Annotated in this window: 21 protein-coding genes; 6 read left to right on the top strand and 15 right to left on the bottom strand. The window is 66.0% G+C overall.

Features of this window, described 5'->3' with window-relative positions; genetic code table 11:
• Window positions 1-231: 231 nt before the first annotated feature.
• A complete protein-coding gene (locus tag G486_RS0106150; RefSeq protein ID WP_027014750.1) occupies window positions 232-1,260 on the top strand; it encodes a porin in 1,029 nt (342 codons plus the stop codon).
• Between the two features lie 250 nt (window positions 1,261-1,510).
• Here G486_RS0106150 and G486_RS0106145 read toward each other — a convergent pair whose 3' ends face one another.
• From G486_RS0106145 to G486_RS0106125, 5 genes are all read right to left on the bottom strand, one after another.
• Window positions 1,511-1,897 (bottom strand): 6-carboxytetrahydropterin synthase, encoded by a 387-nt coding sequence (locus G486_RS0106145; RefSeq protein WP_027014749.1) that lies wholly within the window; start codon window positions 1,895-1,897, stop codon window positions 1,511-1,513.
• A 20-nt stretch (window positions 1,898-1,917) separates the two neighbouring features.
• Entirely contained in the window at window positions 1,918-2,565 is a 648-nt protein-coding gene (gene queE, locus G486_RS0106140) for a 7-carboxy-7-deazaguanine synthase (protein WP_027014748.1), read from the bottom strand.
• Window positions 2,562-4,178 carry an L-aspartate oxidase gene (gene nadB / locus G486_RS0106135; RefSeq protein ID WP_027014747.1) on the bottom strand — a complete coding sequence of 539 codons (1,617 nt, stop codon included), beginning with the start codon at window positions 4,176-4,178 and terminating at the stop codon, window positions 2,562-2,564. The genes queE and nadB overlap by 4 nt, the downstream gene beginning before the upstream one ends.
• Window positions 4,179-4,229: 51 nt before the next feature.
• Window positions 4,230-5,081, bottom strand: a complete 852-nt coding sequence (locus G486_RS0106130; RefSeq protein WP_027014746.1) for a segregation and condensation protein A — start codon at window positions 5,079-5,081, stop codon at window positions 4,230-4,232.
• Window positions 5,082-5,154: 73 nt separating this feature from the next.
• Window positions 5,155-5,358 (bottom strand): DUF3460 family protein, encoded by a 204-nt coding sequence (locus G486_RS0106125; protein WP_027014745.1) that lies wholly within the window; start codon window positions 5,356-5,358, stop codon window positions 5,155-5,157.
• A gap of 49 nt (window positions 5,359-5,407) precedes the next feature.
• Between G486_RS0106125 and bamE the strand changes: the two genes are divergently transcribed.
• Both bamE and G486_RS21650 read left to right on the top strand, forming a co-directional pair.
• Window positions 5,408-5,905: an outer membrane protein assembly factor BamE domain-containing protein gene (gene bamE, locus G486_RS0106120; RefSeq protein ID WP_027014744.1), complete on the top strand. Its 498-nt coding sequence runs from the start codon at window positions 5,408-5,410 to the stop codon at window positions 5,903-5,905.
• A 143-nt stretch (window positions 5,906-6,048) separates the two neighbouring features.
• Entirely contained in the window at window positions 6,049-6,687 is a 639-nt protein-coding gene (locus G486_RS21650) for a YitT family protein (RefSeq protein ID WP_034386759.1), read from the top strand.
• Between the two features lie 30 nt (window positions 6,688-6,717).
• On the opposite strand, the gene soxZ is transcribed toward G486_RS21650, so the two are convergent.
• The 6 genes from soxZ to G486_RS0106085 all read right to left on the bottom strand — a co-directional run bounded on the left by soxZ (window position 6,718) and on the right by G486_RS0106085 (window position 11,690).
• The gene (soxZ, locus tag G486_RS0106110; protein WP_027014743.1) at window positions 6,718-7,047 is read right to left on the bottom strand and encodes a thiosulfate oxidation carrier complex protein SoxZ; all 330 of its coding nucleotides are present in this window, start codon (window positions 7,045-7,047) and stop codon (window positions 6,718-6,720) included.
• Window positions 7,048-7,063: 16 nt separating this feature from the next.
• Window positions 7,064-7,549: a thiosulfate oxidation carrier protein SoxY gene (locus tag G486_RS0106105; protein ID WP_034386757.1), complete on the bottom strand. Its 486-nt coding sequence runs from the start codon at window positions 7,547-7,549 to the stop codon at window positions 7,064-7,066.
• A gap of 112 nt (window positions 7,550-7,661) precedes the next feature.
• On the bottom strand, window positions 7,662-8,999 hold the full coding sequence (locus tag G486_RS0106100; RefSeq protein WP_027014741.1) for an FAD-dependent oxidoreductase: 1,338 nt from the start codon (window positions 8,997-8,999) through the stop codon (window positions 7,662-7,664).
• Window positions 8,996-10,066, bottom strand: coding sequence for a YeeE/YedE thiosulfate transporter family protein (locus tag G486_RS21645; protein ID WP_051303196.1), 1,071 nt, complete (start codon window positions 10,064-10,066; stop codon window positions 8,996-8,998). The genes G486_RS0106100 and G486_RS21645 overlap by 4 nt, the downstream gene beginning before the upstream one ends.
• Entirely contained in the window at window positions 10,063-11,349 is a 1,287-nt protein-coding gene (locus tag G486_RS0106090; RefSeq protein ID WP_027014740.1) for an NAD(P)/FAD-dependent oxidoreductase, read from the bottom strand. The genes G486_RS21645 and G486_RS0106090 overlap by 4 nt, the downstream gene beginning before the upstream one ends.
• Window positions 11,349-11,690, bottom strand: coding sequence for a c-type cytochrome (locus G486_RS0106085; RefSeq protein ID WP_027014739.1), 342 nt, complete (start codon window positions 11,688-11,690; stop codon window positions 11,349-11,351). Before G486_RS0106085 ends, G486_RS0106090 begins: the two co-directional genes overlap by 1 nt.
• A 356-nt stretch (window positions 11,691-12,046) precedes the next feature.
• Here G486_RS0106085 and G486_RS0106080 point away from each other — a divergent pair, with 356 nt between their 5' ends.
• The 3 genes from G486_RS0106080 to G486_RS0106070 all read left to right on the top strand — a co-directional run bounded on the left by G486_RS0106080 (window position 12,047) and on the right by G486_RS0106070 (window position 16,354).
• On the top strand, window positions 12,047-12,979 hold the full coding sequence (locus tag G486_RS0106080) for an EamA family transporter (RefSeq protein WP_027014738.1): 933 nt from the start codon (window positions 12,047-12,049) through the stop codon (window positions 12,977-12,979).
• A gap of 188 nt (window positions 12,980-13,167) precedes the next feature.
• On the top strand, window positions 13,168-14,421 hold the full coding sequence (dinB, locus tag G486_RS0106075) for a DNA polymerase IV (RefSeq protein WP_027014737.1): 1,254 nt from the start codon (window positions 13,168-13,170) through the stop codon (window positions 14,419-14,421).
• Window positions 14,422-14,794: 373 nt separating this feature from the next.
• Window positions 14,795-16,354 (top strand): methyl-accepting chemotaxis protein, encoded by a 1,560-nt coding sequence (locus G486_RS0106070; protein ID WP_027014736.1) that lies wholly within the window; start codon window positions 14,795-14,797, stop codon window positions 16,352-16,354.
• A 103-nt stretch (window positions 16,355-16,457) separates the two neighbouring features.
• On the opposite strand, the gene queF is transcribed toward G486_RS0106070, so the two are convergent.
• The 4 genes from queF to G486_RS0106050 all read right to left on the bottom strand — a co-directional run bounded on the left by queF (window position 16,458) and on the right by G486_RS0106050 (window position 22,331).
• Entirely contained in the window at window positions 16,458-17,303 is an 846-nt protein-coding gene (gene queF, locus G486_RS0106065; RefSeq protein WP_027014735.1) for an NADPH-dependent 7-cyano-7-deazaguanine reductase QueF, read from the bottom strand.
• 131 nt (window positions 17,304-17,434) lie between these two features.
• The gene (locus G486_RS0106060; protein WP_027014734.1) at window positions 17,435-18,292 is read right to left on the bottom strand and encodes a 2OG-Fe(II) oxygenase; all 858 of its coding nucleotides are present in this window, start codon (window positions 18,290-18,292) and stop codon (window positions 17,435-17,437) included.
• Between the two features lie 73 nt (window positions 18,293-18,365).
• Complete coding sequence (yaaA, locus tag G486_RS0106055; protein WP_027014733.1) at window positions 18,366-19,151, bottom strand: peroxide stress protein YaaA; 786 nt, start codon at window positions 19,149-19,151, stop codon at window positions 18,366-18,368.
• 132 nt (window positions 19,152-19,283) lie between these two features.
• Window positions 19,284-22,331 (bottom strand): Rne/Rng family ribonuclease, encoded by a 3,048-nt coding sequence (locus G486_RS0106050; RefSeq protein WP_027014732.1) that lies wholly within the window; start codon window positions 22,329-22,331, stop codon window positions 19,284-19,286.
• Window positions 22,332-22,649 lie beyond the last annotated feature (318 nt).

The following is a 22,649-nucleotide window of genomic DNA, read 5'->3' as shown; positions in this document are numbered from 1 at the left end:
TTGTGCCTGGTGCGCAAGTCTATATGCAGCAGCCCCATGGCCTGCTGGGGCCTGGAACAAAACCGCAAAAGTGGCATGCAAGGCCATGGATTGCATGGGTAGTTGTTTTTCTGTCAATCCCGTGATTTCACTTATTTGTCATGTGAATTACGTGTAATCGCAGCAGTCCCTGGACATGGCCCACAGCCGGGTTGCCAGGGCTCTCAATGAATACAACCTTTGTTGACTAGCATGAAACGAACTCTTCTTGCCCTTGCCGCCATGACGCTCGCGGCTGCCGCTTCGGCCCAAAGCTCGGTGACCATTTTTGGCGTGGCCGATGCTTCCGTGGCCCGTATCTCCACCTCGGACAAAAGCGTGACCGGCCTGGCTTCGGGCGGCAACGCAAGCAGCCGTCTGGGCTTTCGCGGTGTGGAGGATCTGGGCAGCGGGCTCAAGGCAGGTTTCTGGCTTGAAGGCGGCCTGAGCATAGATGACGGTACCTCGGGCGGCTTCAAGTTCGATCGCCGCTCCACCGTGAGCCTGATGGGCAACTTCGGTGAAGTGCGCCTGGGCCGCGACAAGACTCCGGCCTACCAGAATCTCGAGAATTTCCATGCCTTTGGCGACACCGGCATGGGCGCCATCAACGGCCACAACCTGGTCAGCGGATCGGCTGCAGGTACGGCCGAGGGCTCCAACCCCAAGCGCTTCTCCAATGGCGTCAGCTACCTGCTGCCCAAGATGGGCGGTGTGTATGGGCAACTGAGCCACAGCTTTGGCGAGAAGGAGGGCAGCAACAGCCTGGCCAGCGCCACCGGTTTGCGCCTGGGCTATGCCAATGGTCCTCTGGATGTGGCGGCTGCCTATGAAATCGTGCGCGGCGGCACGGTCTCCACGGGTGTGGACTACAAGACCTACAACCTGGGCGCTTCCTACAAGTTCGGCGCCTTCACGCCCATGCTGCTGATCGCCTCGGATCGCGGCAACAACAAGCGCGTGGATCTGTACAGCGTGGGTGTCAAGGTGCCCCTGGGCGCGGGCGAGCTGCGCGCGGCCTACAGCATGTACAAGGACAAGAAGGCCGACGAGGCCGATTCCCAGCGCCTGGCTCTGGGCTATGGCTACAAGCTCTCCAAGCGCACGGAGATCTATGCGGCCGTGGCCCATATGAGCAATGACGACAATGCCTCGCGCAAGCTGGGCTCGTCGCTGAGCCCCACGCCCAACAAGGGCAAGAACATGACGGGCTACGAGATCGGGCTGCGTCATAGCTTCTAACAGCGACCCCTGAGCTGCTGCGCGGCTTCCCCTCTCTCGCAAGCGGGAGGGGGGCGGCATCTTCGCTGCGGGGCGGCCCTTGCCTGATGCCTCGGGGCTGCGTCTGCCTCCCGGGCCCTGCTCTCCCAGGGGGGAGAGTCTCAGAATGCCGCATCAAATGTTTTTGGCTGCAAGGTTTTAGCTCTCTGGTGGGGAAGCCATGAACCTGGATCAGCCGCTGCTTTGCCCCGTAGTCTCTACGGGGCATTTTTTATGTGCGGGCGCCGGGGCTGCGGCAGTCGAGTTCGCAGGCATCGCCCAGGGCTTCACGCCAGACACGTACGCGCGTGAGCTGCTCGCGCAGCGGCTCGGGCAGGGCGTGTGCGATGAACAGGCACAGGTTCTCCAGCGTGGGTGTGCCCAGGTCGGGCACCTCGTCGAGCATGTGATGGTCCAGGCGCTCGCGCACCTCGGCAAGGGCCTGGCGCAAAAAGCCGAGGTCCAGCACCATGCCCGTGGCCGCATCGCGGCTGCCGCTCAGAAAGACTTCGGCGTGGTAGGTGTGGCCGTGAATGCGGCGGCTGCCTTCGGCCTCGATTTCGCGGCGCAGCGTGTGGGCCGCATCAAAGAAAAAACGCTGGGAGATGGTGAACAGCATGGAGACAAAAAAGCGGTGGCTCAGCGAATGCCGCTGATCTTGTGGGTTTGCAGGCTCAGGCGCCAGCGCGGATCGGCCATGCAGGCGTCTATGCAGGCCTGGATGTTGTGGGCCTGCGCGGGTCCATCCATGGGCTGCAGAAAGCGCTGGGCAAAGCGGCCGGTGCTGGCCATGGCATCCAGCTCGAAGCCGGGCTGGGGCCAGACCAGCTTGAGCTCCTGGCCTTCTTGCTGCACCCAGGGCGCGCCGGCCTTGGGGCTTACGCAGATCCAGTCCAGGCCCGGCGGGGCGGCCAGGCTGCCGTTGGTCTCGACGGCAATCCGAAAGCGCCGCGCGTGCAGGGCCGCGATCAAGTCCTCGTCGACCTGCAGCAAGGGCTCGCCGCCCGTGAGCACGACCAGGCGGTGGCCGGCTTCGGGCGCATCGCCGGCCGGCCATTGGGCTTCGATCTGCGCGGCCAGCAGCGCGGCATGCGCATACTTGCCGCCAAGGCTGCCGTCCGTGCCCACGAAGTCGGTATCGCAGAACTGGCAGACGGCACCGCTGCGGTCTTGCTCGCGGCCGCTCCAGAGGTTGCAGCCCGCAAAGCGGCAGAACACGGCGGCCATGCCGGCCTGTCCGCCTTCGCCCTGCAGGGTGTAGAAGATTTCCCTGACGCTATAGCTCATGGCTTGAAGGCCTTTGCGGTAGGCGGCACGACGATGGTGGGCGCTGCAGGAGCGGATGTCCGGGGCCAGTCGCGGCTGAAGTGCAGGCCCCGGCTTTCGCGCCGCAGCTGGGCCGAACGCACGATGAGGTCCGCGACCTGCACCAGGTTGCGCAGCTCCAGCAGATCGCGCGAGACGTGAAAGTTCGCATAGAACTCGGCGATCTCGCCCTGCAGCAGTGCAATCCTGTGGGCCGCGCGCTCCAGCCGTTTGTCGGTGCGCACAATGCCCACATAGTCCCACATGAAGCGGCGCAGCTCGTCCCAGTTGTGGGAGATGACCACGCATTCGTCGGGGTCGGTGACGCGGCTGTCGTCCCAGGCGGGCAGGACCAGGCGCCCCTGGCTGGCGTGGCCGGCCTGGGCAATCGCCTGGGCGGCAGCGCGCGCAAACACCATGCATTCCAGCAGGGAGTTGCTGGCCAGGCGGTTGGCGCCGTGCAGGCCCGTGCAGGCGGTCTCGCCTATGGCGTAAAGACCGGCGAGATCGCTGCGGCCTGCAAGATCCGTGAGCACGCCGCCGCAGCTGTAGTGGGCTGCGGGCACGACCGGTATGGGCTGCCTGGTGATATCGATGCCAAGCCCTGCGCAGCGCGCGAGGATGTTGGGAAAGTGCGCGTGCAAGAAGGCCGGGCTCTGGTGGGAGATGTCGAGGTGTACGCAGTCCAGGCCATGCCTTTTCATCTCGAAATCGATGGCCCGGGCCACGATGTCGCGCGGCGCCAGTTCGGCGCGCGCATCGTGCCCGGGCATGAAGCGTGTCCCGCCTGCGCAAGGCGGCAGCAGCAGGCGCCCGCCTTCGCCGCGTACGGCTTCGCTGATCAGAAACGATTTGGCCTCGGGGTGGTAGAGGCAGGTGGGGTGGAACTGTATGAATTCCAGATTGGCCACGCGGCAGCCCGCGCGCCACGCGGCGGCAATGCCGTCGCCCGTGGCCGTGTCGGGATTCGTGGTGTAGAGATAGACCTTGCCTGCACCGCCGGTGGCCAAAAGCGTGTGCGCTGCACTCAGGGCCACGACCTGGTCACGTTCTGCGTCGAGCGCATACAGGCCCAGGCAGCGGTCAGGGCCTGCAAGACCCAGCTTGCGCGAGGTGATCAGGTCCACCAGCGTGTGCTGTTCTAGCACCGTGATGTTGGGCGTGGCGCGCAGATGCTCCAGCAAGGTGGCCTGAACTGCTGCGCCTGTGGCATCGGCCGCGTGGACGATGCGCCTGGCGCTGTGGCCGCCTTCGCGCGTGAGGTGCAACTGGCCCTGCTCTTCGGAGAACGGCACGCCCAGCGCGCGCAGCCAGGCGATGGCGGCGGGCGCGTTTTCCACCACGAAGCGTGTGGCGGCGAGATCGCACAGCCCGGCGCCCGCGACCAGGGTGTCGTCCACATGGGCCGCGAAGCTGTCGTCCTGGTCGAGTACGGCGGCGATGCCGCCCTGGGCCCAGGCGCTGGCGCCATCGGTCAGGGCACGCTTGGTGAGCAGGCCTACGCGGTGCGTGGGCGCGAGTTGCAGCGCGGCCGTGAGGCCGGCCAGGCCGCTGCCGACGATGAGAACGTCGAAATCCCGTGAAGCATGAACCATGGGTTGGGTGAGGAAGGTGGGCTCGCAGGCGGCGGGCTGCGGTGAATGCGGCTACACGGGGGTATAGGCGAGTCTGACGTAGATGGGCGCGAAGGCCTCGGCCTGGGTGATCTCTATGAGGGTTTCCTTGGCCAGCTCCAGCATGGCGATGAAGGTCACGACCAGAACCGTGGAGCCTTTCTCGGGCGAGAAGATGCGCTCGAACTCCACGAAGCGCTGGCCTTGCAGCTGCTTGAGGATCTGGCTCATGTACTCGCGCACCGACAGCTCCTCGCGCGTGATCTTGTGGCTTTGCACCAGCTTGGCGCGTTTCAGAATATCGCGCCAGGCCTCTTGCAGCTCGGAGATCTCCACATCGGGAAAGCGCGGCTGCAGGCTTTGTTCTATGTAGACCTGGGCCTTGAGAAAGTCACGTCCGTACTGGGGCAGCTGCCCCAGCTGCATGGCGGCCAGCTTCATCTGCTCGTATTCGAGCAGGCGGCGCACGAGCTCGGCACGCGGGTCCTCGGCCTCCTCGCCGTCCTCCTGCTTCTTGGGCGGCAGCAGCATGCGCGACTTGATCTCGATGAGCATGGCCGCCATGAGCAGATACTCGGCGGCCAGCTCGAGGTTGCGCTTGCGCACCTCCTCCACATAGACCATGTACTGGCGCGTGACATCCACCATGGGAATGTCGAGGATGTTGAAGTTCTGCTTGCGTATCAGATACAGCAGCAGGTCCAGAGGCCCTTCGAAGGCTTCCAGAAAGACCTCGAGCGCATCCGGAGGGATGTAGAGATCCTGGGGCAGGGCGAACAAGGGCTCGCCATAGAGGCGAGCCAGGGCCACCTGGTCGATGACGCCTGGTATGTCGTCCTCCCCCGCAGGTGAGGGCGAAGCCGGCAAGGCCGTTTCGTCACTCATGGTTTGCTATACAAAAAATAGCTGGTTGCGCTTGATGGATAAGCGCTTCAGCCTGTTTTTGCATGAAACGGTGTCAGGCCTTGGTCTGGTAGACGTAGGGCTTTTGCTCGACGCGGCCCGCACGCAGGTCTTCCCAGACCTCGGCATTCACGTTCTTGTCCCACAGCAGGGCCCGACCGGCCTGCTGCTGGCTGTCGAGCTCGGGGTTGGCCTTCTTCAAGTCGTTGATGAAGTTGGTGGTATCGGAGCGGTAGTCGGGGCGACGAAAGAATGACATAGACTGGAAACCTTTCACGGAATCCGCGATTTTACCGGGACACACGTTCATGAGCCTTGTTACCCGACTGGTGGCCGCTGCCGCCGCCGTTTTCGGCCTGCTGGCCGTGGCTGCTTGCGACCAGCAAAAGATCAAGGAGCTGGAGGAAGGCCTGTCCACCGAAGCCGATGTGCGCGCGCGCTTTGGCGAGCCCGAGCGCGTCTGGCCCGAGCCCGACGGCTCGCACACCCTGGAGTACAACCGCCAGCCCGCGGGCGCCCGCAACTACATGATCACCATCGGGGCTGACGGCAAGATGAGCGCGCTGCGCCAGGTGCTGGCCCCGCACAACTTCGAAAAAATCCAGCCCGGCATGAACGAGGAGCAGGTGCGGCGCATGCTGGGCAAGCCGGCCAAGGTCATGAGCTACCAGCTCAAGCAGGAAACCGACTGGGACTGGAACTATGTCGATCCTCCGACGCGCAATATGGAGTTCACCGTGACCTTCGACTTCAGCGGCCGCGTGCTGCGCACGGGCAGCCGGGAGAAGCTGCCGGACGGGCCTTGAAGCCCATCCCAGACCGGTCAATCATGGTGGCATGCCCCAGGGAAATTCTTTAGAATTCGGGTTTTCACCAGTGCTATCCGCAATGGTGGAGCGGCCGACCTGATCCGGGGCGGCCGAGAGTCCAAGCAGTCACCATCCCCGACATGTCCACATCCTCTGTTTTCGCTGCGGCAGCCGCGCCCGCCGCCTCGCTACGCCATGGTCTGTTCGAAGACCTGCAGGCCTTGTTCACGGGAACGCTTTTTGTGGGCATGGCCATGATGATGTTCGCCCAGGCGGGCCTGCTCACGGGCAGCACGGCAGGGCTGGCCTTTGTGCTGCACTACGCCACGGGCTGGTCCTTCGGCCTGATCTTCTTTTGCATCAACCTGCCGTTTTACTGGTTTGCCTGGACGCGCATGGGGCGGGCCTTCACGCTCAAGACCTTTGCCTGCGTTGGCGGCCTGTCGCTGATCACGGGTCTGGGCCCGCGCTTCATCCACATCGACTATCTGCATCCGGCCTTCGCGGCCATTGCAGGCGGCCTGCTCATGGGGGCGGGCGTGCTGTTTCTCGCGCGCCATCGCTCCAGCCTGGGCGGGGCGAACATCGCCTCGCTTTATCTGCAGGAGCGCTACGGCATGCGCGCGGGCAAGGTGCAGCTCATCATCGACTGCTGCGTGGTGCTGCTCGCGCTGTGGGTGGTGCCGCTGGAGCGCGTGGCCTGGTCGATACTTGCGGCCGTGATCATGGGCGTGTTTCTGGCCGTGAGCCACAGGCCCGGGCGCTACGTGGGGCAGTAAGTTCCTGTGGCGGCCGGGCCGGCCCTGGCATCAGGCCAGGGCAATGCTCTTGCTGGCGCTCACGGTCTGCCCTGCATCGTCCTTCCACAGCATCTGGAGCTCGCCGCTTTCGCGCGCCAGGAAGGTGAATTCGATATAGGGGTTTTGCGAGACCGAGATCCCGGGCTCCCAACTGAACAGCAGGTTCTGGCCCAGTCGGGCCTCGAAGTGCGTGACGATGTTGCGCGGGCGGATCTTGCCGGTTGCGGGGTCGGTGCGCAGACCGCTTTCCATGATGTGCTCCATCTGGGCGCGCACGCGCAGCATCTCGCCCTTCTTGGGCGTGGCATTGCTGATCCAGACGCGGGGTGGTTTGCTCATAGCTCTTCCTTGTCGCTCACATTCCGCAGCCGCTGGCGGCCACGGTCACGGCCTGCTTGGCGGCCAGGATCTTGCCGCTTTTCATGCGGGCCAGGGCGTGGATGGTCTGGGTCTGGGACAGGCGCACGCGCACGGCTGCCTCGGCCGTTCCGGCGGCGGCCGTGAACTGCAGGCGACAGGCCAGCGGAGAGGGGTTGAGGTCGGCAAGCACGATGATCTCCTCACACCATTCCTGCTCGCTCATGGGCAGGGTCACCTTGACCTTGACGGGCACGGCGCTGGGGTTGTCGGCCAGCATGGAGACATCGAGCAGCAGGCCTTCGGCCAGCGGCGTGGCGCCCTTGGTGAAGGCCGCCATCTGCTTGCTGAACTCGGCCGGATTCGGTGCCAGCGGTCCGACCAGCGGCGCCTTGGCCTGGGCCCTGGCCGCCGTGGGCCAGGCCAGGGCGGCGCCCGTGGCCGCCGCGCCCAGCACCAGGCTTCTGCGTGTGGTGTGGTTCATAAACTCATTCATTGTTTTGCTTTCACAAAGGCCGGAGACGGTGGGCAAGAGCCGCCTCGTGGCCAGGACGTGCTCCCCCTGAGAGCGTGTTCACGTTCTCAGGGGAGCTACCTCACACCCCGAGGAAGTCCTTGAACCGGGTATTGATCCAGTCGAAGTCTTCCTTGACCAGGTCCGAGGTGCGCACATCCATGTCGATCTGCGTCTGTATGACCTTGCCTGTGGGATCGACCTCGTACTCGAACTTGACCGAGATCTCTTCCTGCGGATCGCCGTTGACCATCATGTAGCACAGGTTGTCGGGCAGCAGCGGCGTGACCTCCTGGCCCGCGACGCGCTGGGCGATGTTCTTGGACACGATCTTGGCGATGTAGTTGGCCACGTGCGCGCTCTTGGGGTAGTGGCCGAACTGGTCCGAGATATGGCCCATGAGGTCGCCCACGAAATAGACGCGGTCATCGCTGTTGGCGTGGAACAGGCGCGGGTGCATGTCGGCCCAGCCCGTGGGCTTGCCGGCCGCATCCTTGCCGATCAGACCGGCATGCCAGACCATGTCCGCCGCCTGGTGGGGCGGCATGAGGATGGCATCGTCGAACTTGAACTCTCCGGCTGCGGTCTTGATGCGCTTGTTGAAGGGATCGACTTCCTGCACGCGGGCATTCGGCACGTGGGTGATGATGTCCGGGTACAGCTCCTCGAAGGCCTGCTTGTAGCCCGCGCCAATGGGCGCGATCTTGGGCTTGGGGTCGAGGATCAGGATCTTGCCGGGAATCTTGTTCTTCTTGATGTGCCAGGCAATCAGGCAGGCGCGTTCGTAGGGCGAGGGCGGGCAGCGGTGGGGCGGCGGCGGCAGCGTCATCACCAGGGTGCCGCCCTTGAAGTCCTTGACCTTTTGCTTGAGCGACAGCATCTCCTGATTCGGGATGTAGGCATTGGGGAAATGCGTGCGCGTGTACTCGATGGCCCGCAGATCGTTGCCGAACCAGGCGTCATAGGCATTGCGTATGCCGCCCGAGAGGATCAGAAAGTCGTACTCGATGAGGCCATGGGCCGTGCGCACCAGCTTCTGGTCGCGCTCGAAGCCTATGACCTCGGTCTGCAGCAGCTTATAGCCATAGCGGTTGGCCGGGCGCAGCATGTCGCGGTTGATGAAGTCGGTGTTCACGATGTCGATCAGCCACTTGTTGCTCATGGGGCCGGACCAGAAGGTCGCATTGCGCTCCAGCAGCACCACGTCGGCGTTCGGGATCAGCTCGCGCAGGTAGCGTGCCGCCGTGAGGCCGCCCCAGCCGCCGCCGCAGATCACGATGCGCGGGCCTTTGCCCTCGCGCGGCAGTATGCGCGATTCGCGCGTGATCACGGCGGGCGCTGCGAGCGCCAGGGACGGTGCGGTGGCGGCTGCGCCCAGGGCCAGGGCCGGGGGGCTGATCAGAAAATTGCGGCGTTTCATGACGGGAGATCCTCCTTGTGTGTTGTTGCATGGGCTTGCAGCCGGATCACGGCGAGCGCTCCCAAAACGATGCCCAGGCAAGCGGGCAGACTGGCGATAGCCAGGGTGGAAAGGCCGGACAGCCCTTGTCCTATGGAGCAGCCCACGGCCAGCACGCCGCCCAGACCCATGAGCAGGCCGCCCAGAATGGATGAGGCCAGGCGCTGGGGGCTGTCAAAGCCCTCCCAGCGCAGGCTGCGTGTGGCCAGGGCTGCGAGCAGGGCGCCCGCGAGGGTGCCGGCAGCCATGGCCGGACCCAGGCTGGCCTCGCGGCCCACGGCGAGCTGCAGGTAAAGCAAGCCCTCGGCCACGGGGCCGATGAAGCTCAGCGAAGTCAGTGCCACGGGCTCGAACGGGTCCACGCCCACATGGGCCGTGGTCCACCAGCCGGCTGCGACCAGTGCGCCAATGAGCATGGCGCTCAGCCACTGCACGGGGCTGCGGCGCAGGGCCGGGTGGCGCAGTGCATAAATCAGCAGGGCAAAGGCCGGCAGAGCTGCGGTGAGTAAAAGAGAGAGACCTGGGGTGAGCCCGCCGGCTTGCAGCTTCTGGTCCAGCGTGGCCTGCGCCAGCGTGATCTGGCCAAAGCCTTGCAGCCACAGGCGCAGGGGGGCGAGCACGCCGGTCAATGTGGCCTGGGCGGCGAGGCCCAGACACAGCAGGGTGACGAAGGCACGCAGGTTGCCGCCGGCCAGCAGCACCAGAGAGCGCGCGCCGCAACTGCGCGCGAGCGCCATGCCCGCGCCGAACAGCAGGCCGCCCAGCAGCGCTGCCGGCCAGGAAAAGCGGGCGCGCACGATCTGGGCCTGGCCCAGATCGAAAAGGCCGAAGAAGGCCAGGGCTTGAGAGGCCAGCAAGGCCACGGCCAGGGCCAGGGCAAAGGCCTGCAGCGCGGGGGCACCGCCAGCCTCTTGTTCGTGGGCGCGGCCTGCCCATTGGCGCAGGCCGCGCAGCAGGCAAAAGCGGCCCAGCCTTGCGGCCACGCCAAAAATGCCGCCCAGAAGAAATCCGGCCCACAACAGACTCATCGCCTGGGCGCTCCGAACATGTCGGCGCTGATGGCCGCATACCAGGCCTCGCCATACAGTGCCTCGGCGGCACGAAACCGCGCATCGCCATCCAGAGGGCTGACGCCGCCGGAGTCCGGCGCCTCGATGAGCTTGCCGTCCCGGGCGCGGTAGACGCCGGCCACCGAGATGCCGTAGCCCGGGCCTATGAGGCTGTAGCAGGTGTTGGCATAGGAGGCCTCGGGGCGCTCCTGGCCCAGCAGGTCGGCGGCAATCGCGGCGGCCGCGACCTTGCCCTGGGTGTTGGCGGCAAAGCCGGACTTGGGCATGGGCGCGGCAATCGTGGCATCGCCGAGCACATACACGCCCGCCACCTGAGAGGACTCGAAGCTCTCGGCCTGGATCGGAACCCAGCCGCTGGCATTCGTCACGCCTGCGCGTTCGGCGATGAAGCCTGCCTTTTGCGGCGGTATGACGTTGAGCACATCGGCCTTGTGGCGCGTGCCGAAGGCCGTCTCCACCTCGAGGCTGCCGGCATCCACGCGCAGGACCTGGCCGTCATCGGACTGCTTGACCCATTCGATCATGTCGCCATACATGGCCTTCCAGCCCTGCTGAAACAGGGCCTGCTTGGAGAAGCTGTCCTTGGCGTCCAGCAGCAGGATTTTGCTGCGCGGCTTGTGCTGCTTGAAGTAGTGGGCCACCATGGCCGCGCGCTCGTAGGGGCCGGGCGGGCAGCGAAACGGGTTGTCGGGGATGGCCATCACGAGCAGGCCGCCATCCTTCATGGCCTCCAGCTGGCTGCGCAGCAGCAGGGTCTGGGTGCCGGCCTTCCAGGCGTGGGGCGCCTTGTCGGCCGCCGCCTCGTCATAGCCTTGCAGCGCGCCCCAGCGCATGTCCACGCCGGGCGAGAGCACCAGCCGGTCCCAGTGCAGCACCTGACCACTGGAGAGCTTGACGCTGCGCGCAGCCGCATCCACCTCGTCGGCACGCGCATGGACCACTTCCACGCCTGCTGCGCGCAGGCCATCGTAGCCATGGCCTATGCTGTCCCAGCTGCGCAGGCCGGCCAGGTAGAGGTTGGAAAACGGGCAGGTGTAGAAGGTTCTCGAAGGCTCGACCAGGGTCACGCGCAGCTGGGGGGCGTGCAGGCGCAGATAGCGCGCGGCCGTGGCTCCGCCAAAGCCGCCGCCGACCACGACCACATGAGCAGCTCCGGCCTTGGCATGCACCAGGGCGGGTGCGGCAAGAGAAGCGCCAGCCGCCACGGCCCCGCCCAGGATATTGCGTCGGGTGATCTGCATCACTTGCCCTCCTTGCCTGCAAACCATTGGGCCAGGGCGCGGATCTGCGCATCGTCATAGCCCTTCATCAAGCGCGTCATCACCGTGGCATCGGGTGCCCGGCCGGACTTGAAGGCTTGCATGCGCTCCAGCAAATGTTTGGCCGACTGATCGCGCAGGCTGGGAATGGCTGCGGTCGAGCGGCCGTCGGGCCCATGGCAGTTGACGCAGGTTCCGGCGAGCACGGCCATGTCCAGGGGACGCAGCCTGGGGCCCGCAGGGGCATCATCGGCGTGTGCGGCGAATGGGGATAACAGCAAGGCCAGCCAGAAGACCGGCGAGGCGGTTGAGCGCTGAGGCATGTGAGAAGGCTCCTGAGGCTGCGCGAAGCGCATCCTTGACGGGTCAACGAATCCAATCAACATGGCCTGGTCGTTGACGCGAGCTCCCGAAGTGGGGTGGAGCACGGGCAGGTGCTTCCTCTCAGCCGTCACGCGGCACAAGCGGAGTTGTTTTTGTAACGAATTCTAAGAGGTGCTGACCGCTCCCGCAAGAAAGCCATCGGGGCTGTCAGGTACTGTGCTGCAGGCACGGGCACCAGCCGCCTGGGTCTGGCGTGTGAGCCCTCGCCAAGAGCGTGGGCGTGGCGCTGCTGGCCAGGACTATGCTCGGATGCAGGAGCAGGCCGGTTTCAGGCCTGCCGCTTGGTGTTCTTCGCATGCTTTCTGCCTTTCTTGATTCCAGCTGGTTATGGGTTCCCGTCGTGCTTTTTGCGGCCGCTGCCCAGACGATTCGCAATACGGCCCAGCGCTCGCTCACGGCCGAGGTCGGCACGCTGGCGGCCACGCTGGTGCGCTTTCTCTACGGCCTGCCGTTTGCGGCGGTCTATCTGCTGGCGCTGTATGCGCTGCGCGATGAGGCGCCTGCGCTGCCCCGGCTCTCCTGGGTCTATCTGGGCTGGATTGGCATGGGCGCGTTCTTTCAGGTCGGCGCCACGGCGGCCTTGCTGCTGGCCATGAAGCAGCGCAACTTTGCCGTGGCCGTGACCTTGTCCAAGACCGAGGTGCTGCAGGTGGCGCTGTTCGCCGGGGTGTTTCTGCACGAGCTGCCCACGACCCTGGGCTGGGTGGCCATGGTCGTGGCCACGCTGGGCGTGGTGGTGCTGTCGCTGCCGCCGCGCGGACAGATGCTGTCGCTCTCGGCCTGGGCCAGCCGCTCGGCGCTGTACGGCCTGATCTGCGGCGCCTGCTTTGCGATTGCGACCGTGGGCTTTCGCGGCGGCGCGGTCGAGCTCGCGCGGCTGGGCGAGACCTCGCCCTGGCTGTCGGGCGCCTGGGGCGTGCTCATCGCCCAGGCCATGCAAAGCCTGGGCCTGGGGGGCTGGATTGCGCACCGCCAGGGCCTGGCGCCCATTTTCCGGGCCTGGCGCATTTCGCTGCTGGCCGGTGGCATGGGGGCGGCGGCTTCGCTGGCCTGGTTCACGGCCTATGCGATGCAGGGCGCTGCGCCCGTGCGCACCCTGGGCATGGTGGAGGTGGTGTTCAGCTACCTGGTGTCGAGGCGTCTGCTCAGCGAGAGCTTCAGCCGCGCCGAGAGGCTGGGCATGAGCCTGATGCTGCTGGGCCTGGTGCTGATCTGCGTGCAGGCCTGATGTTTTCATAGCTGCTAGCGCTTGCTGTGTCTGGATTTCAAGGCTTTTCAATGCTGAAAGCCTTGAATGGCGGGTGTTGAGTGCTTTTGTTTTCGATAGCACCCAAAAACCGGGGGGCGGGCAACAATAGCGCTGTGTCCCAGTCCTGCCTTCGCTCCCTCACTGACTCTTTTGCCGGCGATACGGCGCTGGCGCCTGCTGGCGCGGCCCGGCGGCGCATTGCGCATCTGGACATGGATGCGTTCTACGCCTCGGTGGAGCTGCTGCGCTATCCCCAGCTCAAGGGCCTGCCCGTGGTCATCGGCGCGCGCGGGCGCCGCCAGGGCGAGCCGCTGGAGCAGCGCTATGCGGGCCGCCTGCACGAGATCGCGCTGCACGAGTTCGACCGCCTCAGCGACTACACGGGCCGGGGTGTGATCACCACGGCCACCTATGCGGCGCGCCAGTTCGGCGTGGGCTCGGCCATGGGCCTCATGAAGGCTGCCAGGCTGTGTCCGCAGGCCATTTTGCTGCCCGTGGACTTTGCCGAATACCGGCGCTATTCGCGCGCCTTCAAGCAGGTCATCCTGGACATGGCCCCGCAAATGGAGGACAGGGGCGTGGACGAGGTGTATATCGACTTCACCGAGGTCGAGGGCGGCCAGCAGGAAGGTGGGCGCGTGCTGGCGCTGCGCCTGCAGCAGGCCATTCTCGAGGCCACGGGCCTGACCTGCTCCATCGGCGTGGCGCCCAACAAGCTGCTGGCCAAGATGGCCAGCGAGTTCAACAAGCCCAACGGCGTCTCCATCGTCGAGGCCGACGATTTGCAGACCCTGATCTGGCCTCTGGCCTGCCGCAAGATCAACGGCATAGGGCCCAAGGCCGATGCCAGGCTCCAGGCCCTGGGCATTGCGACGATTGGCGAGCTGGCGCGGCAAAGCCTGCCCCAGCTTGTGCACTGGTTCGGCAAGTCCTATGGCGCCTGGCTGCATGGCGCGGCCTGGGGGCGCGACGAGCGGCCCGTGGTCACGCACAGCGAGCCCGTGTCCATGAGCCGCGAGACCACCTTCGAGCGCGACCTGCATGCGGTGCGCGACCGCGCCGAACTCGGCGCCATCTTCACGCAGCTGTGCGAGCAGGTGGCCGGCGATCTGCAGCGCAAGGGCTATATGGGCCGCACCGTGGGCATCAAGCTGCGCTACGAGGATTTCAAGACCGCCACGCGCGACCAGACCCTGCACCTGCCCATGGACGATGCGCGCGCCATACGCCGCGCCGCAGGCCAGTGCCTCAAGCGCGTGCCCCTGGATCTGCGCCTGCGGCTGCTGGGCGTGCGTGTAGGCACGCTGGTGCGCAAGGCCGACTGGGAGGCTGCAGCCCACGACCCCGTGGCGCGCGAGCGGCTGCTGCGCACGGCGCCGGCGGCCGTGGAGGGCGACCCTTATACGGCGCCCTTGTTCTAAGAGCGTGTTCAAGATCTCTACGCAGGCGCGTTGGAGCGCAATCGGGATGAGTTCGAGTCGATGGGCCGCAGCTTGCACCGGGGTGCAAGCAAGCCACAGCGCGAAGAAATCGCCCGATTTCGCCCCAACCCTTCGGGCCAGTGCCTTTGCGGGCGGTCTACAGTGTTGCGAATCCTCGCAATAGCACGGCTATTGCTGCGGTGTCGCGCCTCGTAGCCCATCCCGCAAAGACACTGGCGCGCCGCGAGGAGATCTTGAACACGCTCTAAGACCTGAACAGGCGGCCTGGACGGCTGCTTTTGTGCGGCTTGCCAAAGAAGCTGCGATGTTAAATATGGCGTTGGAGCAAAAAGCCCATATCCAAGGAGTCTTCATGCGCGCCAACCTGCCCATCAGTCAGCGCAGCTATGACTATCCAGAGCATGAGTTGCTGGTATCGGTCACCAACACCCGAGGCGAGATCACACATTGCAATCCGGCCTTCGTCGAGGTCAGCGGCTTCACCTATGACGAGCTCATAGGTCAGCCGCACAACCTGATCCGTCACCCCGATATGCCGGCCTTGGCCTTCAAGGACATGTGGCGCACGATTGCGCGTGGTCATCCGTGGACGGCCCTGGTCAAGAACCGGCGCAAGAACGGCGATCACTACTGGGTGCGGGCCAACGTCACGCCCATTGTGAGCGGGGGCAAGCCGCGCGGTTATCTGTCCGTGCGCTCCAAGCCTGCGGTTGCCGAGGTCGATGCCGCCGAGGCCCTGTATGCGCGCATGCGTGCCGAGGCCGATGCCGGGCGCCCGGGGCTGAGCCTGAGCGCAGGTCGGCTCAGGCATGGCGGGCTCAGGGGCGCGCTGCAAAAGCTCGGGGATATGAGTCTGGTGCTGCGCATGGCCTGCCTGCTGGGCCTGGTGGCGCTGCTGACCCTGGTGCCGGATGCCGTCGAGCTGCCTGCGGGCGTGGGCCTGGGCTGGCGCCTGGGCGCTTTGGTGTTGGGCTCGGCCCTGGTGCTGTGGCGCTTTCACCGCCGCTGCCTCGGCGAGCTGGAGCAGGCCAGCCGCTTTGCAGCGGAGATCGCAAGCTGTCAGCTGAATTCGCCGCCAGCGCAGGGGCGTGAGGGCCGGGAAGGGGCGCTGATGCAAAGGCTCAGGCAGATCCAGATCAATCTGCGCGCCGTGGTTGGCGATGCGCGCAGCCAGGTCAGCGGCTTTTCCGCGACGGCGCGCGAGATCGCCAAGAGCGGGCAGGATCTGGCGGGCCGTACCGAGAGCCAGGCCAGCAGCCTGGAGCAGACCATGGCCTCGATGGAGCAGATCGCAGGCATGGTGGCCCAGACTGCAGATACGGCCCAGCGCATGGCCAGGGAAAGCGACCACAGCCGCGAAGCCGCAAGCCAGGGCGGCCAGTCCATGGACGAGGTGGGCCGGGCCATGGAGCAGATCAAGGCCTCGTCGCGGCGCATGGAGGAGATCGTGGGCGTGATCGAGCGGCTCGCGTTTCAGACCAACCTGCTGGCGCTCAATGCGGCCGTGGAAGCCGCGCGTGCGGGTGAGCAGGGCCGTGGCTTTGCGGTGGTGGCTGCCGAGGTGCGCGCCCTGGCCCAGCGCAGCGCGGCGGCGGCCAAGGAGATCGGGGTGCTGATCGCGGGCTCGGTGCAGGGCGTGAACCAGGGCCATGAGCGCATGCTGGGCGCAGGCCAGACCATGCAGGGGCTGGTTCAGGCCGTGGACCGCGTGAGCTCCCTGGTGCACGAGATCAGCGAGGCCACGCGCGAGCAGTCCCAGGGCATTGCCGAGGTGAATGCGGCCGTGGCCCAGCTCGATGCCATGACCCAGCAGAACACGGCCCTGGTCGAGCAGTCGGCGGCGGCCGCGAACTCCCTGAGCCAGAACGCACGCACGCTGGAGCGGTCGCTCGAGGTGTTCTCCATGGGCTAGGGGGAGGAAGCCCCCTGTGAACGTAAACACGTTCTGAGCCGCTGCGCGGCTTTCTTCTGTCTCTTTGGCGGGGAACGATGCCCTCGTCTGACCGGGCGCGCGCCTATTGGCGCGCGCTGCGTACGTTGGGCGGCAGGGCGCCGGGGTGGCTGGTCCGGAAGGGGTTGATGTCCAGGCCGCCGCGGCGTGTGTAGCGCGCGTAGACCGCGAGCTTGAGCGGGCGGCAGCGCGTCCAGAGGTCCATGAAGATGCGCTCCACGCATTGCTCGTGGAATTCGTTGTGGTTGCGAAAGCTCACGATGTATTGCAGCAGGCCGGCCTGATCGATCTGCGCGCCGCTGTAGCGTATCTGCACGCTGCCCCAGTCGGGCTGGCCCGTGACCAGGCAGTTGCTTTTGAGCAGATGGCTGACCAGGGTCTCGCTCACGGGCGGGGCATCGTGGTCGGCGCGCAGCAGCTCGGGCGCGGGCGTGTAGTGCGTGCACTCCACATCCAGCCGGTCGAGCAGCTGGCCGTCGAGTTCGTGCACGGCCTGGGCATCGAACTGTTCCTGCAGCACGAGGTTCAGCCCCATGCTCGCACCCGGCGCCTGGCCGCGCCACAGGGCTTCGCTGAGGTCGGCGCGCAGGCGCGCCTTGACTTCGCCAGCATCGGCCAGGCGCGTGTTGTTGAAGCTGTTGAGGTAGAGCTTGAAGGACTTGCTCTCGATGAGCTGGGGCGTTTCGCAGGGAATCGTGAACTGGGCCAGGGCCACCTGCGGCTTGCCGCGCAGGTTGAGCCAGGACAGCTCATAGCCGGTCCACAGGTCGGCGCCGAAGAACGGTGCCGTGCTGCCCACGCCGATCTCGGCGCGTTTGGCCGCGCGCGGCAGGGGAAACAGCAGGCCTGCATCATAGGTGTCGACATAGGCCGAGCTCTTGCCCAGCTGGGATTGTTCTGGAGTGTTCATGTGCACAATCAAACAAGGAGCTGCCAGCGCTTGGTACATATGGGTTTCAGGTGGAAATCAATCTGAAATCCATATGTATCAAGCGCAAGCAGCTATCAAAATAGTTGGCTTCTGGGTCGCTGCGGCGGGGCTCAGTCGAACTCGCGCTCGCGCAGCCACTTGGTGGCAATCCACTTCTCGCCGGCCTGCACGGGGGCGCCGCCATGCAGGGTGCGCGTGGCCGGATCGGGCCGTTCGTAGCTGAAGAACACCGCATTGCCGCGGCGCGGCACGACTTGCAGGCCGATCTCGGGAAAGGTCGTGCCGCCGCCGCCCTCGGGCTCGTTGAGGTAGATGACCACCGTGGCCACGCGCTGGCCGCCGCGTGCGAGCAGGCTGGGCGTGCCGGGCTCGCCGGGGGTGAAGTAGTCGTGATGCGGCTTGTACTCGGCGCCCGGGCCGTAGCACAGCACCTGCAGGCCTTCGCCGTTTTCCACGGGCCAGCGCAGCAGGCGCGCAATGCGCTGCTCGAGCCGGCGCACGACCTCGTTCTCGCCGCGCTGAAAGAACATGCCCTGGCTGGTGCGGCTGGCGTTGACTTCCTCGCCGCCGCTTTGCGTGGCCACGGTCAGCGAGCGCGCCAGCCGGGGCTGGGCGGCATCGATGATGGCCTGGCATTCGTCGTGCGACAGCAGGTTGCCGAGGACGAGCACGCGCGGATGGTCGATGCTGGCCAGGAGGTGGACCTGGCGGTCACCGAGGTCCAGCGTGCAGGGCTGTGCAGCCAGGTCGGGCTCGGGCATGGCTGCAGGCGGGTTTGCAGGCGGTGGCGGCAGGTTCAAGGCCTTGCGCGCCAGCTCTTCGCTCCAGCCCACGGCCAGCATGGCGCTGAGCATCTGGGCTGGCGTGTTGCCGGCAGCGCTTTGCTCGCTCACCCATTGCATGAGCTCGGGCGTGAGGCCGGTGGCAAGAGGCTGGTCTGAAGAGGGCTGGGTTTCTTGAGAGCTCATGGCATGCAGGGCGGCGGCCGCCGCTTTGGTTCTTCAAGGGCCTGATGGAGCGCCCGGGGGCGCTGTCAGACCATCAGTCGGACAGCTTGCGCCTGAACACCAGGCGCTGCGGTGTGGACGAGGCCGCAGCCAGCGCATAGCCTTCGAGGTCGAAGGCCTGCAGATCGGCCGCGCTGCGCGCACGCTGCTGTATGGCAAAGCGTGCCATGAGGCCGCGCGCACGCTTGGCATGAAAGCTGATGATCTTGTAGGCGCCGTTCTTGAAATCCTCGAAAACGCAGTCCAGCACCGGTGCCTGCAGGCACTTGAGGTCCACGGACTTGAAGTATTCCTGGGATGCGAGGTTGACGATCAGGCGCTGGCTCTGGGGCAGCTCCTGCAGGCGCTGGTTCAGGTGCTCGGCAATCTGGCTGCCCCAGAACTGATAGAGGTTGCTGCCGTGCGCCGTCTGCAGGCGCGTGCCCATCTCCAGCCGGTAGGGCTGCATGCGGTCCAGGGGGCGCAGCACGCCGTACAGGCCGCTGAGGATCAGGAGGTGCTTCTGGGCCCAGTCCAGCTCCTTGGCCTGGAGGCTGTGTGCGTCCAGCCCTTCGTAGACATCGCCGTTGAAGGCCAGCAGGGCCTGGCGCGAGTTGGCTTCGGTGAACTCGGGCTCGAAGGCCTCATAGCGCGCCACGTTGAGCGCGGCCAGCTTGTCGCTGATGCTCATGAGCCCGGCCAGCTGCTGGGGCGACTGGCGGCGCAGAACATCGATCAGCTCCAGCGGCTGCTGGCTGAAGACCGGCAGCGTGTGTGCGAGAGCGGGCGGCAGCGGCGTTTCGTAGTCCAGCGATTTGGCGGGGGACAGTAGCAGCAGCATGAGGTCGAAAGACTCCTGGGCAAAGGTGAAAAAACGGCTCGCTGGCAGTATAGGTAGGGCCGGCAAGGCCTGCGTGAGCAAGGGCCAAAACGCAAACAGGGGCCGTCGGGCCCCTGTTGCGCATGCCGTGGATCAGGCCTGCGGGCTGGACGGCGCGGGCGCCGACGCGATCGCAGCCGCCTGCTCGAACGGCAGTTGCAGCTCGCTCAAGTCCTTGCGCGTCTCGACCAGGACCAGCGGGCCGTCGTCGAGCACGATCATCGGGGCGCGCTCACGTGGCACGTGCACGGGCCGGGGCTCGGCAGCAATCGCGGCCTGGACCGCAGCCACCTTGTCCGGGTCCGATCCCACCCATTGCAGGCCCGAGGCCGAGGCCAGGGACTGCAGCTCGGAGATGGGCAGCGTGTAGGTCTGCACCTTGCGCAGGGCTGGCGTGGCTTCGGGCTGCGGCTCCTGCGGCGCGGCCACGGGTGCCGGCTCGGCTTGGGCGATCACGGGTGCGGCCTCGGCTACGGGTTCAGGCGCAACCGGTGCAGCCACAGCAACCGGGGCTTGGGCTGCGGGCTCTTCTGGTGAAGCCACAGCCACGGCCACGGGCTCGGCGGCCTGGGGTGCGACAGCCTCGACCGGGCTGGGCTCGGCGGCCGTGGGAGCGTCCTGGGGCTGGGCTCCTGCATCGAAGTAGCTGCGGCGTGCAGGCTGCTGGGCATCCTGCTCTGCAGACGGCTGCTCGGCGGGCTGGACGGTCTGCTCCTCGCCCGACTGCTGGGCTTCCTGGTTCTTGCGTTCGCGGCGGTCACGGCCATAGCGGTCGCGCGAGCGGCGCTGGCGCGGTGCCAGTTCTTCGCCAGGGGCCGGGGTGGCCTGGTTCTGCTCTTCCTGACCCGTCGCCTGAGCCGTGGGCTGCAGGTTGTCGGCCGAAGCGGCAGCGTCTGCCTGCGGACGGGGCTGGCGCTCGGTGCGCTCGCCGCGTTCTTGGCGTTCTTGGCGTTCGCCACGCTCGCGCCGGCCTTCGCCACGCTCCGCACGCTCGCCGCGCGGTGTGCGCTCGCCACGGGCTTCCGTGGCCTGGTTCAGCTCGGGGCTGGCGTTCTGTGCCGCCGCTTCCATGGGCTGGCGGTTTTCGGTATCGCGGCTGCGTTCGCCACGCTCGCGGCCACGGCCTTCGCGGTTGCCGCGCTCGCCGTCACGGTTGCCGCGCTCGGCACGTTCGGTGTCGCGGTGGTTGCGCTCGCCCCGTTCGGTGTCGCGGCCATTGCGCTCGCCGTCACGGCCGTTGCTGCGGCGGTTGCGGCTCTCGCCATTGCGCTCATGGCTGCGCTCGCCGCGCTCTGCGTTGCCGCGGCGGCCACGGCCGTCGTTGCGCGCTTCGCGACGTGCTGCCGGTTCGGCGGCCGCAGGCGCGGGCACGGGCGCTGCCGGGGCAGGCGCCGGGCCGAAACCGAAGAAGCTCTTGAGCCAGGCAAAAAAGCCTTGCTCGCGCACGGGAGCGGGTGCTTGCGGCGGCACGGGGCGGGCGGGCTGGGCAGCAGCAGGGCGCGGCTTGGCCTCGGGCCGGGGCTCGGCCACGGGGGCTGGGCTGTCGGGCAGCACGCCCTTGATGATGGGGGTCTGCTTGTTCGTGGGCTCTTGCGAGCGGCGCGTGACGGTGGTCACGTCGTCGACCTCTTCGGCGAGCTTGTAGCTGGACTCCATGGATTCCAGGCGCACATCGTCGACCTTGAGACGTTCGAGCTTGTAGTGCGGCGTGTCCATGGACTTGTTGGGCACCATGATCACGCTCACGCGCTGCTTGAGCTCGATCTTGGTGATCTCGCTGCGCTTTTCGTTGAGCAGGAAGCTGGCCACTTCCACGGGCACCTGGCAGTGCACGGCGGCCGTGTTGTCCTTCATGGACTCTTCCTGGATGATGCGCAGGATCTGCAGGGCCGAGCTTTCCGTGTCGCGGATGTGGCCGGAGCCGCCGCAGCGCGGGCAGTTGATGTGCGCGCCTTCGGACAGCGCGGGCTTCAGGCGCTGGCGGCTCATCTCCATGAGGCCGAACTTGCTGATGGTGCCGAACTGCACGCGTGCGCGGTCGCGGCTCAGCGCATCGCGCAGGCGGTGCTCGACCTCGCGGCGGTTCTTGCTCTCCTCCATGTCGATGAAGTCGATGACGATCAGACCGCCCAGGTCGCGCAAGCGCATCTGGCGCGCGACTTCGTCTGCGGCCTCGAGGTTGGTGCGGGTGGCGGTTTCCTCGATGTCGCTGCCCTTGATGGCGCGCGCCGAGTTCACGTCGATGGAGACCAGGGCCTCGGTGTGGTCGATCACGATGGCGCCGCCCGAGGGCAGGTTCACGGTGCGCGAGTAGGCCGACTCGATCTGGTTCTCGATCTGGAAGCGCGAGAACAGCGGCGCATCGTCGCGGTAGCGCTTGACCCGCGAGACCTGCTCGGGCATGACATGCTGCATGAACTGCTGGGCCTGTTCATAGATGTCGTCCGAGTCGATGAGGATGTCGCCGATGTCGTTGTTGAAGTAGTCGCGGATGGCGCGAATCACCAGGCTCGATTCCTGATAGATCAGGAAGGCGCCCTTGCCGGACTTGGCTGCGCCGTCGATGGCGCTCCACAGCTTGAGCAGATAGTCGAGGTCCCACTGGAGCTCGGGCGCCGTGCGGCCGATGCCGGCCGTGCGAGCGATGATGGACATGCCCTTGGGATACTCGAGCTGGTCCATGGCCTCCTTGAGCTCGGCCCGGTCCTCGCCCTCGATGCGCCGGGACACACCGCCGCCGCGCGGGTTGTTGGGCATGAGCACCACATAGCGGCCGGCCAGCGAGATGAAGGTGGTCAGGGCCGCGCCCTTGCTGCCGCGTTCTTCCTTCTCGACCTGGACGATGAGCTCCTGGCCCACATGGATGACGTCGTTGATGCGCGCCTGGCTGGGCGAGACGCCTTCGGAAAAGTACTGGCGCGAGATTTCCTTGAAGGGCAGGAAACCGCTGCGGTCCTCGCCATAGTCGACAAAACAGGCTTCCAGCGATTTCTCCACGCTGGTGACCACGGCCTTGTAGATATTGCCCTTGCGTTGTTCGCGGCCTTCGATTTCGATTTCGTAGTCGAGCAGCTTCTGGCCGTCAACAATGGCAAGACGCCGCTCTTCGGACTGGGTGGCGTTGATGAGCATCCGTTTCATGATGCGTATCCTTTATTCGTTTTGACGGCGTGTCGGCCTGCAGATTTGCAGCCAGACCGGCACGCCTTTGATTCCGTGACCAAAGACAGGCTCTCATGGAGCCATGACGCCGGACTAACGCATCGAAACAAAAAGGAATCGCCGGGGCCTGAGCGCAGTGCTGACTGGCTTGATGAAAAATCAAGTCAGCAAAGGTGGCCAGGGCAAGGGGACGAGAGCGAGGATAGAGGCGCGATCAAGGGGTTTTTCCTTGTTTTGCGCAGGGGAAAAGAGATGTTTTGGAGCAACGCCAGACAGGGCAGCGGGAGTTTTCCCGTG

It is taken from the genome of Comamonas composti DSM 21721 (genome assembly GCF_000429845.1).
Classification (GTDB): domain Bacteria; phylum Pseudomonadota; class Gammaproteobacteria; order Burkholderiales; family Burkholderiaceae_C; genus Comamonas; species Comamonas composti.
This window is presented reverse-complemented; position numbering and strand designations above follow the sequence as displayed.